A 16558-nucleotide genomic window follows, 5' to 3' on the forward strand; every position below is an offset into this window, starting at 1 on the left:
ACGCGTCTATTTTAGACTCGCTTTTATATGATTTTATACTATTTTATATTATTTTTTGATTACTGTCAACACCACCTTCCTTCTCAATAATTTCTTTTGTTTCTTTAATTGTTCTACCTGAAGTAATAACGTCATCTACTGCAAGTATTTTCTTTCCTTTTAGAGATGTTCCAATAATATTTCCGCCTTCACCATGGTTTTTTGCTTCTTTACGATTAAATGCATAATTCACTCGTAAGCCATGTTTATAAAACAAAGCCATCGATGCAGATAGAGAAATTGGAATCCCTTTATACGCAGGTCCAAAAATAACATCAAACTTAATGTCATTTTCTATAATATTAGAAGCATAGGATTCTCCTAATCTAGATAATTTAACCGAGTCATCAAATGATCCAAAATTAAAGAAATACGGACTATGACGTCCTGATTTCAATTCAAAATCGCCAAATTTAAGAATATTTTCCTCAAAAATGAACTTTATAAATTGCTCCTTATTGGCATTCATTTCACTAGTTGCCTCCTTATTAATAGAAATTACATATATTTATGTGCTTAGGTAGTTATTTCCTGTTTTTTAAACTTATAATATAAACTAGTTTACTTATTATAGGCCATGGATTTAAAAACTATGCTTTTCAGACTAAAGTTTTACTTTCTAGGTTGTCTGTTGTCATAAATTGCTTCGCATTTATCCTTTGTTGAAGCTGTTCTTTTTCTAATAATATTATTCCTCTTTGCTCTAACCAGATATCATCATAAATTTGATCCAAATAGTTTACTCCTGTGTCTGGAATAATTGTCACAGCCGCCTTTGCACTACTATTTTGTAGCCATGCTAATGCTGAAATGACTGATAACCCGCCAGAACCACCTATCATAATGCCATACTCTTTAGCTAATATGCGACAAGTTGAAATTGCTTCTTGATCACTTGCTATACAAACTTGATCTATCACTTCTAAATTCGTATTTTGACCTCTCCAGCTCAGCCCGACCCCATTAATTAAGTACGGATTAAATTGATTTTGGAATACAGCAGAACCTTTAACATCACAAGCAATTACATTTATCTCAGGGTTAAATCGTTTGATAAATTTTCCAATTCCGCACAAATGTCCACCTGTGCTTACTGCCCCTACAACAGAATCAATAGGTAAATCGACAATTTCTTTACCAGTAGTTTCAGCATGAAAATTAGGGTTATCGGGATTATCATATTGATTTGTCCAATATGCATTAGGATATTGTGATATGAGTTCTTTCACACGTTGAATTCTCGCTTTTTGGAACCCACCATTTTCATCTGGATTTTTTACCATCTCAACTCGAGCACCATATGCGTTATACCATTTTAATAAGTTAGAACTAATCTTTGGGTCCACAACAATAATTACCTGAAATCCATACACAGCGCCTAACATTGCTAGAGATTTACCCAAATTTCCTGAAGTTGATTCTATTAACATATCACCTTTTTGAATTTTCCCACTTTTTATAGTAGCTTTTACTAATCCAAGGGCTGTTCTATCTTTTACGCTGAAATTCGGATTAAAATAATCCAGTTTTAAATATAATTTTTTACCATAAGGTACTAAATCACTTTTGAAATCTACTACGGGTGTATTTCCAATGCATTCTGTAATATTATCATATATCATACATTTATCACTCCACGATTTTGATATGCCCTTTTGTGCGAGTTAACACTTTATTACCACTAGAAGAAATCAAAACTGGATCCTCTACATGTAAGGCTCCTAAACCAAACTCATAATATGGTGTTTCTACAGATAAGACCATTCCTTCTTCAATTACATCCTCATTATTTGGAGCAAGTATAGGCAACTCATAAGGCTCCAATCCTATCCCATGTCCCACATGATGTCTTCTATATTCCGTGAAACCAGATTTATAAACTGCATTCATCGTTAAGTCAAAAACATCTGCCCCCTTCATGCCAGGCTGAATCTCTTGCATAGCTATACATTGGCCTTGATAAAGAGCATTAAATTTATCATATTCCGGTTTCATATACTTATATGATAAGACTCGAGCAATATCAGCCCAGTATCCATCACATACAATATCGCAGTCGAACCAAATTAGGTCACCTGGCATTAATTTAATGTCTTTACTTTGTCTCCGCTGACCTCCCACAGCATGTCTTCCTACCTTAATCATCGGTAAAACAGGCAATGCTCCTTTTTTGGCGATAGAACAATTAAAAATGTCTGCTATTTCATATTCACTTATGCCTTCAAATAAATTATTTGTTACATCTTCAATTGCATTTTCAATACAATTTGCCGAATAAGTCAGTGCCTGAATTTCATGATTTGTTTTTATAGATCTAACATGTCTTAAAATATTTGAAACAGGATTTATACTACTTTTCTTAAAATAATTACTAATCGTATTAATATGATTTGGTTGCATTCCGTCTTCATCTATACCTATGTTGCAATGTTCAACATCTATATCTTTTAAAAGAGCAATCAATGCTTCAATTCCATTAGAATAGCTCGCATCAACATTAGATAATAGTTTTAGTTGCTCTTCTTCTTCAGTCAGAGGAACGTTATTTGAATATTCCCTAAAAAAAACTCCATAAGTATATACTTTTCCTACTTGCACTCGTGCATCTAATACTTGATCAATTTCTCCAATAGAATGTACAAGATGCACAACTTCAGGACTATCAATTGTAACAATTGCATAACATTGTCCAAAGTATGGATTTAATGTCTTTACGACTGGCTGAAACCCAGTAAAATAACGAATATTTTCTTTCGTAGCAGCAATAATGACATCTAAATTATTTTGTTTCATCTTATTAACTAAACGTTCTATATTATAAATCAATGTAGTTGTTCACCCCAATATTAATAATTAATCCCAGCTTTTTATTAATTCCAACACTGCTGGAGCTAATAAATTCGCTTCCTTACATTCAATCCAATCCACTTCACTAATCTCTGCCTTAGGTTGAATTTCCCCTTCCCAATCTGCAGAAAAACAAACCAGATCAACTAACGCTTCTTCATTATATGCTGGTCCAGTAACTGTATATAAATATTGAATACTCTTCGGTATTAGTTTTATATTTAATTCCTCACGTATCTCTCTTTTTAAAGCTTCACTAGCTATCTCGCCTTGTTCAATCTTCCCACCTGGTAAATACCAATGCTGATTATCTCGTACCCTTACCAATAACAATTTACTGTTTTCTTTTTTAACGAGACATGCACACTTTATTCGTTTCACTCTTCAAAATCCTTTCCACCATGCTATACATTTGACCTTTTTCATATGAAAGATAATGCCCAGCTGCTATACGCATTGGATCACCAGCATGGTAGTACTCATATACTAATTGACGCTGACCAAAAGCGTCTCCCGAAGCATCCCATGCTAAATTAAGTAGCATCGTTCTTTCTTTTGCATCAAATTCACCAGTTGAAAGAGCCATCATTAAGTAATCTCCATTTTCATTAAAGAAATCTTCATGATGAGGTGTCGCAAGCATAGAACCAGCAGCTAGAGATTGAATGCATTTCACCATTTTTTCATACATTTTTGGGAAATTATATCTAATAGCTTGAATTGCATTAATACTTGGTGTAATTACTCCTTCAGGACTCATATATGCGTCCTGCTCACTTAATACGATACTTGCTTTTAATAACTCTACATAAGATGTTAACTCTCCTAATTTTTCTTGCACATTTATAAATTGATTAAGTTTTAGCATTTCAGCTAGTTTAATTGCAATACCAGTCAATAGTTCGGCCTTTGCAAGTCCCCTTACAATTCCTTGATGTCCTGTATGGTGCCTTGCAAAAGTCTTATCATAAAATTGATTAGATTTTTCTACATCCCTAAATATAAGAACTCTATCCCAAGGAACAAACACTTCATCTAATAATAAGTAAGCATCTATTTCATCAAATTGATTTGTCAATGGATGATCAAACTTATCATATCCCTCTTTCACTAATGGTTTCCTGCAAATTACTTTTAATCCTGGAGAATTTACAGGTATAGTAAATGCTACTGCATAATTCTCATCACCAGCTTTAAGCCCCGGCATATTAAAGATTAGTAGTTCATCTGCAATTGGTGCTAAAGTAACAATCATTTTTGCACCCTTAACCACAATTCCGGATGCATCATAACGCACCACATGTACTCCTGCAAAATCATGCTCTTGTGCACCTAAAGCTTTTGAACGATCAATCTGTGGATTAATTGATCCATGTGCTATAAATAAATTATTTTTCTTTACATGCTTATAATATTGCTTTGCATTTTCAGTGTAATTTGCATATTCCCCGCTTCCGAAAAAACCAGCATGGGCAGATATTGTAGCTACTGCCGCATTAATAAAATCAGGTGTTCTACCAAGCATTCCATAAGATATATCAGCTATTTCTTTATAAGCCTTTCTTTTTCTTTCTAAATCCTCTATATTTTTCGGAACTAGTAAACTAATTGAGCATTGTTGTCCCTCTTCATCTATAAAACTATGCTCTTCTGGTTTCTCATTCTGCAAACTGTAATACTGTTCTACACAATGAATCGCTCCTTCAAATGCTGAGTGTTTTGATACGTCCTTAATTAATTCGCCATTTAAATATACTTTTCGATTATCATTAGTTCTTTCTCTATACAACATTTAAAATACCTCCAAAATTATGAATATTTAGTTTTTCAGAAAAATAATTCTTTTTTAAATCTCACATAAATATATTGGATCTGTATACAATCTAATAGATTCTTTCCAGAGACTTAACATCTCTTTCCAATCTTCTTCTACATAATCTTCACGGATAATAAAACTTAAAGGTACATTTAAGTTTAAAAAACGTCCACAATTTATTGTGAATTTTGTAACACCAGCAGGAAGTAAGATACCTTCTTCTACTACTTGAGCGATTTGTTTTAAACTTAAAGAAGGATAACGAATAACAATACCATCTTCTTTTAACTCATTATTGGAAATACGTTGAAAATGATATTTATCTCTATATACATTTACAATTTGTTTCCACAAATCTACCATTAAGGTCAAATCTAATTGATTCATAAACTTAGAATAAATATAATAATTATTCCCATCAATTGTAATAATCGCTAAAAAATCTTGTTTTTGAATAGGAACATCGCTCCAATATAAATTAGGATTTTCTTTTAAATCTGCAATAAAGTTTCTGTCATTTGGAATATAGTGTGCCCATGAATCAATAGATATCAATTCTGATTCCACTACTTGAACAACCATTCTCTTACAATTTAGAGCTTGCAGAGAAGATGTTCTATGTGCACCATCAAGTATTAAATACTTGCCATTATTTATTTGTAAGGCAATAGGTGGATTCTTTAGCTTTTGTTCATCTTTAATTTTTTTACAAATTGATTTTAACCTCTCTACCTCATATTCTTCATGTAAAAATATTTGTTCGATTGGCACTACCTTTAATGCAGATAACACAGATTTCCCTCCCTAGTTTCTTAAATATCTTGCTAGTAAAAGCAATAAATTCGTTACGCATATTCAATGCATTCTATTTCAATCCATTAATTCATGAGGTTAAACAGATATCAATAGTCTAATAATTCCCAAACTTCCAATGATTAATAATATATCAAACAAAAAATGCAGATTCAATAATATATCAGAAAATTTATTATTTTTTTACAAAAAAGTAATTGTCTGACATCACTCCTCAGATTTCATACATTTCATTTTTCATTCTTCCTCTAAAACTACTAGTATTATCATAAATTTAAAGCTTCTCTCAATTAAAAGTACAGATTACAGTGTAATAAAATCTACTTGGTAATATACTTAGTTTTTATATTTGTAAACTAATATCATCAGAAAAAAACTTGATAAAATTTTGTTAGAATTTTTTTATTATTAATTGATATAAACGTTTGTTATATCAAATTTTATTTTTCAAACAAAAAAAGAGGGAACTATTGTAAGTCCCCCTCTTTCCTTATTAAAAATTATATTAATCCTCTTCATTTAACCCATTTATTCACTATAATATGATTATAATTTTTCATTTTCTTTAAAAGATCTTCTACATTTGTTGAAGAAAGAATTAAACTAAGATTTTCAGGTCTTGCAAATCCTTTTTCAACTGTATGTTGTAACATATCAATTAAAGGATCAAAAAACCCATCAACGTTAAGTAGGCCTACCGGCTTTTTATGTATACCAATTTGTCCCCAAGATAAAACTTCAAACATTTCCTCATAAGTTCCATATCCACCAGGCAATACAATAAATCCATCAGCCATATCATTCATCTTTTGTTTACGTGAATGCATAGAGTCTACAACTATTAAATCCGTAATACCTTGATGCGCAATTTCTTTATCTCGTAAAAATTCTGGGATAATCCCTACCACATTCCCGCCAACTTGTAGGGCAGAATTTGCTACACTCCCCATTAATCCCACTTTTCCTCCACCATAAATTAATGTGATATTTTTTTCACCTAAATATTTACCTAACTTTTCTGCTGCATGTTTATACTCTTCACTTTCCCCATAATTTGATCCGCAAAATACACATATTGAGTTCATAATTTTAACCCCTCATTTCTAAAAATATATTTCTCTATTATTATCGCTAACACTAATAATCATAACAAATAAATTTTATTATTTTCTAAATTATTCTGCATAAAAATATTAAAAAATAAATTTTACATCTGAAAAATCAGCCTAAAAAACATTTGAATAACACCTATCTATGGAATATAATGGGTGAGGCACCCTCGGATTATTCATAAAATACTATTAATTTTAAAAAATAATATTACATACTTATTCTATATTTAACAATTTCATATAAGTAAGGAGATATTTTATTATGTGGATTTTATTCTTAATATTTGCCTTCCTGGCTGGACTTGCTTTACCTATTCAATTTAGTATTAATGCTCAATTACGTACTTTTGTAGGATCCCCCCTTGTAGCTGCGACTATTTCCTTTATAGTTGGGGCGATTACTTTATTTACCATTTCATTATTTAAAGCTGGTTTTAGTTTTAATAAAGGGATTGCTTCTGCACCATGGTGGGTATGGACTGGTGGCGTTTTGGGAGCTTTTTATGTACTGGCTACCATTATTCTTATTCCAAGAATTGGAGCAGGAACCACCGTTGCGTTAGTGCTTGCCGGGCAGATTGTTGCATCTGTATTAATAGATCATTTTGGTCTAATTAATGTGCCTATACATCTATTGTCCTTACCCCGTATTCTTGGTGCTATTTTAGTTATTATAGGCGTTGTACTTATCCAAAAATTTTAATTATCAATCATCTAGAATACACTTTACATTGTTCATTTTAGATAAAGAGTTTTTATCGTTCTTTTTATTTTATTTGAAGGGAAGATTCTAACGATGTATGCAAATATCCGCAATTTATTATTTAAGATGGACCCAGAAAAAGCTCATACGAGAACTATTCATGCTTTAAAAATGATGCAATCATTTTCATTTGCTAGAAATATGTACAATAAAAATATGAGATTAAATGATTCTAGATTGGAATGTAAATTACTAGATATTAAATTTCCTAATCCTATTGGTTTGGCGGCAGGGTTTGACAAATTTGCTGATGTATACCCAGGTCTTGCATCACTTGGTTTTGGATCAGTTGAAGTAGGTTCTATCACACCTAAACCTCAATCTGGAAATCCTAAACCACGCTTATATCGTTTACCTGAGGATACGGCACTTATTAACCGTATGGGTTTTAATAGTGAGGGCTTGAATAGAGCAAAGCAAAACTTTATGACTTTACCACGTCCCAATATTCCTCTAGGGATAAATTTAGGGAAAAATAAAGATACTCCAAACTCAGATGCCACTTTAGACTATCAAAAGGGATTGGAAACACTATATTCCTATGGTGACTATTTTGTCATTAATATTAGTTCTCCAAACACTGAAGGATTAAGAGACTTACAATATGTCGATACTTTAAAACCATTATTAACTTCTATATTAGATAAACGTAATGAGCTGTGTAAAAAACATAATCAATATCGTCCTATTATTTTAAAAATTGCTCCTGATTTAACTCCAGAACAACTAGAAGGAGTTATTTCAATAATTCAAGAGGTAAAAATTGATGCAGTTATCGCAGCGAACACAACTATAAGTCGCACTAATCTAAATTCAAAATTTCAAAAACAAAATGGTGGTTTAAGCGGTAAACCATTAAATCATCGTTCTACAGAAATTATTTCTAAAATCTATCGACAGACTCAAGGAAATTTACCCATTATAGGATCCGGTGGAGTATTTACTGGAGAAGATGCATATGAAAAAATTAAGTCTGGCGCTTCACTTATTCAAATCTATACTAGTATGATTTATCGTGGTCCCTCTGTTGCAAAGCATATTAATCAAGAAATCTTAACTTTACTAGAAAAAGATGGACTCACTAATATTACTGAAGCTATTGGTCTATATCATAAATAAATGCTGCCCTGATTCAAAAATTGAATCAGGGCAGCATTTATTTATGATAACCTTGTGTATTCTTCTTTGGATGTTTAATTTTTATTAGCTATTTTATTGAAGCTTGAAGCTCATTCCAAGTCACTGGTGCTTTACTTGTAGTTTCAATCATATCAATTGCTCCATCAACAGGACAAACAATAGAACATAAATTACACCCTACACAATCCTCTTCACGAACCTTAAGAAATTTACTTCCCTTATCGTTAGTAAGTATCTCAATACACTGATGTGATGTATCTTCACAAGAAATATAACATTTATTACATTTTATACAAACATCATCATTGATTCTTGCTACCACATGATAACTTAGATTAAGATCCCCCCAATTAGAGTATCTTGGTACAGATTTCCCTACTATATCCATCACAGAAGAAATTCCCTTTTCATCTAAATAATTATTTAAACCGTCTAACATATCTTCTATAATACTAAAACCATGATGCATAGCAGCTGTACAAACTTGTACGCTTGTTGATCCCATTAATATAAACTCTACCGTGTCACGCCAATTAGAAATCCCCCCCATACCTGAAATTGGTACATTGATTTCGGGATGACGTGCACACTCTGCAACCATATTTAATGCAATTGGCTTCACAGCTGGGCCACAATATCCACCATGTGCTCCTTTTCCATCTACATGTGGAATGGGATTCCATGTATCAATATTAACTCCCATTAGACTGTTAATTGTATTAATCATACTAACTGCATCTGCTCCCCCCTTTACGGCTGCATATGCGGTTTCTGTAATATCTGTAATATTAGGTGTTAACTTTACAATCACTGGTACTTCTGCTACTTCTTTTACCCAATATGTCTGCTTTTCTACAAGATCAGGTACTTGCCCGGATGCAGATCCCATTCCACGCTCAGCCATTCCATGAGGACAACCAAAATTCAGTTCAAATCCATCAACTCCTACATCTTGTACCCTTTTAACAATCTCGTGCCATTGATGTTGCTTCGGTTCTACCATAAGTGAAGCTATAATTGTATGATTCGGAAACTTCTTCTTTGTGTCATAAATTTCTCTCAAGTTTTCTTCAAGGGGACGATCTGAAATTAATTCAATATTATTAAATCCAGCAACTTTTTTCCCTTGAAAATTTGTAGCAGAAAAACGAGAAGAGACATTTACAACTGGTGCACCTAACGTTTTCCAAACAGCTCCTCCCCATCCTGCCGCAAAAGCCCTTTGTACTTGGTATCCTGAATTTGTTGGTGGTGCCGATGCTAGCCAGAACGGATTAGGAGATTTTATCCCTGCTAGGTTAATAGACAAATCCGCCATTATAAAACCTCCTTCATCATTCCATCTAATTTGTAACCAAACACATATTTATGAATAGCATATGCTGTTTGTTTACCTTGCTCTGCCGCACTAACCACCATTGCTTCACCTTGACCATCACCAAAAACAACATCCCCTGCAGCAAAAATTTTTGGATTAGATGTTTGGTTTGTTTTTGGATTGATTTTAACAATACCTTTATTATGAAGGAGACCAAATTCTTCAATTAATTTAATATAACGCGTCTGCCCAATCGCCTTAATTACTGCATCCACTTCAATAATAAATTCCGAACCCTCAATAGGAATTGACCTACGACGCCCAGAAGAGTCTTCTGCTCCCAATTCCATACGTATACATTCCAATTGCTTTACATGTCCATTTTCATCACCAATAATTCGTTTTGGTTGTGTTAACCACTTAAATTCTACTCCATCTTGTTTAGCAAACTCATATTCAAATTGATATGCAGGCATTTCTTCCTGGGTACGACGATAAATCATTTTTACATTTTCAGCTCCCAACCGAACTGAACAAGTTGCTGCATCAATTGCTGTATTTCCTGCACCAATAACTGCAATACGCGAACCTAAGAACCGACTAGTGGGCTCTTTACTTTTTGTATCTTCAACAAATTGGATTGCATCATATACTCCCTTCAAATTTTCCCCTTCTATATTAAGATTTGGTACAGAAGACATACCAATCGCTAAAACAATTACGTCAAAACTATTCATTAGTTCTGATACTATAATATCCTTACCCACTTTTGTGTTAGTAAGAATTTTAACACCTAATTTCTTAACTTGATCAACTTCCCACAGTGATACTTCTTGCGGCAATCGAAAAGATACTATTCCATAAGTATCCAATCCCCCAGCTTTTTCTTTTGCTTCAAAAATTGTAACAGTATAGCCTAACCTTGCTAATTCTCGCGCAGCTGATAAGCCTGCTGGGCCACTCCCAACAATAGCAATGGTTTTCCCTTTTTTTTCTCCTTCCTTAAACAACTGGACTTCATTTTTCATTGTCCAATTTGTAACATGGCGCTGTAAATCTCCTATCTTTATTGGTTGAGATGCTTCATTTAATACACATGCCCCTTCACATAGTTCTTCAGTTGGACACACTCTTGCACAAGTTGCTCCAACTGGATTAGCCTCAAAAATTACGCGAGCAGACCCTTTTAAGTTATCTGTAGTAATCTTTTTAATGAAAGAAGGAATATCTATGCTTGTAGGACAAGCTTTTATACATGGAGCATCGTAACAATATAGACATCGATTTGCCTCTTCTATTACCTCTTTAAATGTTAAATCTGGTTTCACCTCAAGAAAGTTATGTTTTATATCTTCTATCGCACTATAAACTTTAGATATTTTATTCATACCTTCTCCCCCTCAGTAACAATTTAATTAGTAAATTTCAAGCTATCTTACTCAATGAAAATCTATATGCACATACCATTGCTTATAAATAAAAAAGGATAAGACAATTCACTGTATCTTATCCTCTATTTAGTTTCACACTTTATAAATTTTGAAAAGACAAAATGGAAACTAAAATTTTTCTTCAATCTTATTTGATTACAATTCTATCTCAAAATAAACTACCATTTATTTTCTAATTTTTGATTTAATAGTTCTAATAGTTCACTTGGTGTATTAAATACGAAATTTGGCTCCTGTATAACTAGTTTTTCAAACATACCTTCTCCCCATAATGCTGCTCCACTCTTCATTTGAGAAGCATGAGCAGCTTGTATATCAGTAATTTGATCGCCAATATACATGCATTGTTTAGGGTCTATATTTAATTCCTTAGCTGCTTGAATAAGTGGTAAAGGATGCGGTTTACTTTCTACACAATCTTCTACCGTTAAAACACTCTGAAAGTATGAGTGAATTTTATTATTTTCCAATTCACTATTCGCAAAATGTTTCAACTGTGATGTAACTATTCCTAATTTATAATCCTTCATTAACAAACTCTCAAGCATATTTTCTATCCCATCATATAGCTTCACTTTATAAATATTTTCTTGATAATAGTGAAGAATATGAGATTTAATTAAATCCGATTTATCAGGGAATCGGCTTAAAAATAGAGCTATCGGCTTTCCAACTAGTTCTTCTTTCTCCTCTACAGTTAGTGGTCTCCCTAATACCTCTTTAAAACCAAAATTATACGCCTCTTTTGCTAACCATTCACTGTTAACTAATGTGCCATCTAAATCCATTATGATAGCTTTCACTATTAGCACTTCCTTACATTTTCTTTTCTATACGCTTCTAAAGCCTTAATTGTTGTAAGTGTTAATGGTTTTGGCAGATCATTTAAAGAAAACCATCCGATTTCAAGTATCTTATCTGGTTCCATTCTTTTAACTACGCCATCATTTACCGTTGCAATATATGTTGGACAAACCCAATGCACTTCTTGTTCTTTTATAATATGATCTGTTACGCATAATAAAGATTCTAATTTTATATCTAAGTTTGTTTCTTCTTTGATTTCTCTAACAACTGTATCTTCTACAGTTTCCATCCACTCTACTTTTCCTCCTGGAATACTCCAGTGCATTCTCTCAGGATTTGTATTACGTAATATTAATAGTAATTTCTCGTTTTCATCAATAATAAATGCTCCTACTCCAACTCTTGGATTCAAATAACCACTCCTAACTTTTTACTAATTCTTTATTTCTGGTATGAATATCTCTAGCTATTACTACTCCAGTAGTCGCGGCTTGAATAATCCCTCTTGCCCATCCAATGGCATCTCCAGCTACATAAAATCCTGAAATATTCGTACGTAAATGTTCATCTACATGCACTTTATCCCAACATAATTCCCATACTGGGGCATGTAGTAAAGTATCTTTTGTAATTAACTTATTTGATAAACCAGATAATTTCCCTAAAAAGCTTTCTATATGATTTGTTACATAATCAGGAAGTACCCATCTTAAGTTAACCGGTGTAGCTTCTGGAAGCGTTGATTGGATTGAATTATTTTCTAGCCCCTCCTTACTTGTAGGACGATTTGAAATAAAGTCTTCGTATCTCTGTACAATCGTTCCCCCATAACCCGAGGCCCTATTAATTGCTTGTATAATTCCCAATTGCATTCCCATTGGATCAACATAATCTGGGAAACTTTGTCTTACTAACACACCAAAATTCGCATTATCAGATTTTTTATCTCTAAAAGAAAATCCACTGATTGTACAAATTTTTTCGTTAGGAACATAAGAATCATAGTAACAATTAACTAGATATCCTCCATTACACATACAAAACGTTCTTACTTCAGCTCCATCATCCATCTTCGTTTTTATTTTAGCGTCTAAATGAGTTTCCGACAATGCAACTATACCTTCTCTTTCAGTTTCCACTCGAACACCTAATTCAATTTCATTAAAAGAATAATTTACATTTAATTTATCCATTATATTTCTTAAAACATGACCAGAAGCTTTTCCAGTTGCCATGACTAAATTACTTGAAGAAATTTGATACTCTTCTCCCCTTCTATTTATTAAAGTAGAGATAAAAATATCTTCTTTCTTTTCTACGCTTTTTAATTTTGTTTGGGTTAGTAGATTTAGTCCACCATTGACTAAATCCTCTTCTAGCTCAATACAATATTCAATAATACCTTCTGTACCAATATGATAGACATCATAACATTTCCAGTCTAATTTATTATCTGTAGCCTGTTGTATCATACATGAATCTTGCGATTCATCTGCTTTTGTTTGCTTAATTCCATCATTATTCATTTTAGAAATAAATGGGTCTAAAACATAATTATTTAATTCAATTACTTTTTCTTCGCTTCCAAGAAGCTTAACTAAACCACTACCTGCTGGAAAAGATGATAATTTTCCATCTGAATACATTCCAGCACCACCAACCCCCTCAACAACATGACAAATATTACATTGTGTACAATTCCCTTTATTAACCAAAGGGCAATATCTCTTTTTAATAGATCTTCCACTATCAACTAAAGCTACTGTCTGATTAGAAATCCCTAGTAATTCTTTTGCTAGAAATAATCCAGCTGGTCCTGCACCAACGATAAGTACATCAACATGTTCAATCATAATTTCCCCCTGTAAAAAATGTAATATATAACCATATAAAACTAATTCTACCATAATTTTACAATTTATAACTTTATAAATAAAAGACGGAATTTTCAATATAAAACACTATCCCAAAGACATTTCCTCCCTTTATATAATTAAATATATTTTTATTCCTTAGCTTTTTACTTTTTAAGCGTATGAAAAGCGATAGCCACGGTAGGTGTAGAGCCATAAACTTTTGATAGCTTGATAATAAGGTTGGGGAAGAAAATAGATTGGGAAAATTGATCCATTCGTTTCCTGTTTAAAATATCAACAGTATTAACGGAATAGCCATACTGAACATCTTACTTTGAAGTAAGACTCAGGAAGACGAAAGATTACTTTTGCCGTGAAACTGGGAAGCTTTTACTCCAAGTTTTACTAAAAAGCAATTAGTTTATGAATCTTTTCTACTAAATATAAATCGACAATAAAGTGATTAAATTTAAAAGCTCAAACAAGTATAACCCCTTCCTAAATTTAGGAAGGGGTTATACTTGTTTGATTTTCGATGTAAAATACTTCACTACACTAAGAACACAACAATATATTCATTTAAAAATCTATTTAACTCTTCCTAATTAACCAATTATTCTGGGAAAATAAAGCTAGAGTCCCCTTCACTATTAGCGGAATCTTCTTTTGGGAATGTAATAGTTGATCCTTCATTTCCCTTATTCCCTTTATTTATCTCTTGTTCCTCAGGAAATACAATGGAAGAATCATTACTTAAGTTTGGTAAAAAACCCAGTTTAGATAAAATGGCTTTTAAGTCAGGTAAAACACCAATTTTATCAGAGATTGGATCGTTAGATTTCGTTCCAGTACTAGGGTCGCTTAAAATATTCCTAAGCTGGCTTGGTGTATATACTTTTCCCTTATTATTTTTTGCAATTCCTTGAATTGATGCAGCAGCACCAGCAATAATAGGTGATGCGCTAGATGTTCCACTAAAGCTAGAAGTATATAGATTTGTTGTAAATTCACTTGGTTTAGCATCTGTAGTATCAACTGCATTCCCCCATCCATACACATCCACTCTACTACCGTAATTAGAGAAATATGAACGTTTATGAGGAACCCTTGCAGAAGCTGCTCCAACCATAATTGCCCCTGAATCTTTAAAATCAGGACTATTACGATTTAAAACTTGTTTACCATTACGGTCTCTGAATTGATCTAAATCGTTTCCGCCGTTTGCACCTGCTTCAATAATAATAATTCCTTTATTTGCTCCCAGACGAATTGCATCAAATATATCCGGTTTTACTTCTACAGGAAGATAGTTCTTATCTCCATATCCATCGTAAGTTGCTTGTGCCTCTAGTAAAAGAATATCTCCAGCTTGCATATTGTTAACCGCACTTAAAATAGCATCAGCTGTATTATAATTTCCGTTATCCCTAATTTGAGATACAACCTTTACCTTAGCTTTGGGCGCGATTCCAATTCCGCCTATGTTATTATCCTCTGCCGAAACAATTCCTAAGACTGAAGTACCATGATCATGGTGCTCGCTTTTATTCTGTCCAGATATCAATTCAATCTTTTGATTCACTAAATCCTCATGACTAAATAACCATCCATACTCCATATCTACGAATGTAGTCCCTTTTCCATCCCCACCTTTTATGCTCCAGGCATAAGGTGCATTAATTCCTAATGGTGCTGGTTCAAGATAACCTTGTCTTGTAAGTCTAGGCTCATCATATGGGTTAACAGATAAATTTGGTAAACGCTCTGCTGGTGAAGCCTCTTCTTCCTGTAAATACGCCGTTTCAACAAGAGATGATTTCTCAATTTTTGTAAGTAACACTTGTACATCAATACCATCTTGAGTTTCTACAATATAGTAGTTTAGCAAATTAGAAGAAATATGATCAGAATCTTTTATTTCTTTACCTAGATTTTTAATTTCTTTAGGATTTAAAGAATTAAAAAGTCGATTTATAGTTACATTTGGATATTCAGCTAAAATTCCAATGAATTCAGGATCTTGTTTTTCTTCTTTAATGAATTTTTCTATTCCATCCTGATATGGTAAATTCGCTTCATTTTTAAATTTTAAAATTAATTGTTTAGTAGCTTGCTTATGTACAGTAGAATTTAATTGCTTATTTGAATAATTGTAAGTAGCTGCGTAGGCAACTTCTGATTTTTCACTTGGAAGTATACCACCTACTCCATTAAATGCTGTTAATGCAATTGAAGAAACTAGAATTCCCTTAAAAATTTTCAAAACGCGCACCTCTTTTTATTAATATATAATTATAAAAAAATGTATATTACCTAATTTCTTTCTAGAAATATATTTTATATTTAGGTCTGTATTTTCAACTCCATTCATTCTTAAATATTTGTTTATACATCATTCATAGAACTAACTCATGTCAATCCTATTAATTCAGTTGCAAACCTGTAACCATTATAGTTACAGATTTGGTGAATAGTCAACCCTATATGTAATTTTGCATTGAAAATCATAGATACTTCTATAAACTTACCCTTAATTATTGTAAGAGAGATTGAGCTTCTATCATTTTAAGTAACTGCATATATGTAATATAAAACA

15 protein-coding genes are annotated in these 16558 nt (G+C 32.6%); 2 read left to right on the plus strand and 13 right to left on the minus strand.

Going from position 1 to position 16558, the window contains the following annotated elements; all coding sequences use genetic code 11:
* Nucleotides 1-43 precede the first annotated feature (43 nt).
* From pyrE to PDQ33_RS21690, 7 genes are all read right to left on the minus strand, one after another.
* On the minus strand, nt 44-508 hold the full coding sequence (pyrE, locus tag PDQ33_RS21660) for an orotate phosphoribosyltransferase (RefSeq protein ID WP_256733071.1): 465 nt from the start codon (nt 506-508) through the stop codon (nt 44-46).
* Between the two features lie 130 nt (nt 509-638).
* Complete coding sequence (locus tag PDQ33_RS21665; protein WP_270394726.1) at nt 639-1661, minus strand: PLP-dependent cysteine synthase family protein; 1023 nt, start codon at nt 1659-1661, stop codon at nt 639-641.
* A 7-nt stretch (nt 1662-1668) separates the two neighbouring features.
* On the minus strand, nt 1669-2865 hold the full coding sequence (locus tag PDQ33_RS21670; RefSeq protein ID WP_000639936.1) for a M24 family metallopeptidase: 1197 nt from the start codon (nt 2863-2865) through the stop codon (nt 1669-1671).
* A gap of 27 nt (nt 2866-2892) precedes the next feature.
* Nucleotides 2893-3267: an NUDIX hydrolase gene (locus tag PDQ33_RS21675; protein ID WP_046199359.1), complete on the minus strand. Its 375-nt coding sequence runs from the start codon at nt 3265-3267 to the stop codon at nt 2893-2895.
* Nucleotides 3236-4678, minus strand: a complete 1443-nt coding sequence (locus tag PDQ33_RS21680) for a 4-hydroxyphenylacetate 3-hydroxylase family protein (protein ID WP_000966858.1) — start codon at nt 4676-4678, stop codon at nt 3236-3238. The genes PDQ33_RS21675 and PDQ33_RS21680 overlap by 32 nt, the downstream gene beginning before the upstream one ends.
* A 54-nt stretch (nt 4679-4732) precedes the next feature.
* The gene (locus PDQ33_RS21685) at nt 4733-5494 is read right to left on the minus strand and encodes a ParB N-terminal domain-containing protein (RefSeq protein WP_062821619.1); all 762 of its coding nucleotides are present in this window, start codon (nt 5492-5494) and stop codon (nt 4733-4735) included.
* A gap of 536 nt (nt 5495-6030) precedes the next feature.
* Nucleotides 6031-6600 (minus strand): TIGR00730 family Rossman fold protein, encoded by a 570-nt coding sequence (locus PDQ33_RS21690; protein WP_001084317.1) that lies wholly within the window; start codon nt 6598-6600, stop codon nt 6031-6033.
* A gap of 289 nt (nt 6601-6889) precedes the next feature.
* Here PDQ33_RS21690 and PDQ33_RS21695 point away from each other — a divergent pair, with 289 nt between their 5' ends.
* Nucleotides 6890-7330, plus strand: coding sequence for a DMT family transporter (locus PDQ33_RS21695; protein WP_000264901.1), 441 nt, complete (start codon nt 6890-6892; stop codon nt 7328-7330).
* Nucleotides 7331-7423: 93 nt separating this feature from the next.
* Nucleotides 7424-8509 carry a quinone-dependent dihydroorotate dehydrogenase gene (locus PDQ33_RS21700; protein WP_062821618.1) on the plus strand — a complete coding sequence of 362 codons (1086 nt, stop codon included), beginning with the start codon at nt 7424-7426 and terminating at the stop codon, nt 8507-8509.
* Nucleotides 8510-8597: 88 nt separating this feature from the next.
* On the opposite strand, the gene preA is transcribed toward PDQ33_RS21700, so the two are convergent.
* From preA to PDQ33_RS21730, 6 genes are all read right to left on the minus strand, one after another.
* The gene (preA, locus tag PDQ33_RS21705; RefSeq protein ID WP_000774520.1) at nt 8598-9848 is read right to left on the minus strand and encodes an NAD-dependent dihydropyrimidine dehydrogenase subunit PreA; all 1251 of its coding nucleotides are present in this window, start codon (nt 9846-9848) and stop codon (nt 8598-8600) included.
* Complete coding sequence (locus PDQ33_RS21710; RefSeq protein ID WP_061531285.1) at nt 9848-11236, minus strand: NAD(P)-dependent oxidoreductase; 1389 nt, start codon at nt 11234-11236, stop codon at nt 9848-9850. Before PDQ33_RS21710 ends, preA begins: the two co-directional genes overlap by 1 nt.
* Before the next feature lie 221 nt (nt 11237-11457).
* Complete coding sequence (locus tag PDQ33_RS21715) at nt 11458-12102, minus strand: HAD family hydrolase (RefSeq protein WP_000644049.1); 645 nt, start codon at nt 12100-12102, stop codon at nt 11458-11460.
* Nucleotides 12103-12104: 2 nt separating this feature from the next.
* Nucleotides 12105-12518 carry an NUDIX hydrolase gene (locus PDQ33_RS21720; RefSeq protein WP_001069631.1) on the minus strand — a complete coding sequence of 138 codons (414 nt, stop codon included), beginning with the start codon at nt 12516-12518 and terminating at the stop codon, nt 12105-12107.
* A gap of 10 nt (nt 12519-12528) precedes the next feature.
* Nucleotides 12529-13959 carry an NAD(P)/FAD-dependent oxidoreductase gene (locus tag PDQ33_RS21725; RefSeq protein WP_000569549.1) on the minus strand — a complete coding sequence of 477 codons (1431 nt, stop codon included), beginning with the start codon at nt 13957-13959 and terminating at the stop codon, nt 12529-12531.
* 616 nt (nt 13960-14575) lie between these two features.
* Nucleotides 14576-16225, minus strand: a complete 1650-nt coding sequence (locus PDQ33_RS21730; protein WP_000688769.1) for a S8 family peptidase — start codon at nt 16223-16225, stop codon at nt 14576-14578.
* Nucleotides 16226-16558: the final 333 nt, after the last annotated feature.

Source organism: Bacillus cereus group sp. Bc031, assembly GCF_027716265.1.
Classification (GTDB): domain Bacteria; phylum Bacillota; class Bacilli; order Bacillales; family Bacillaceae_G; genus Bacillus_A; species Bacillus_A paranthracis.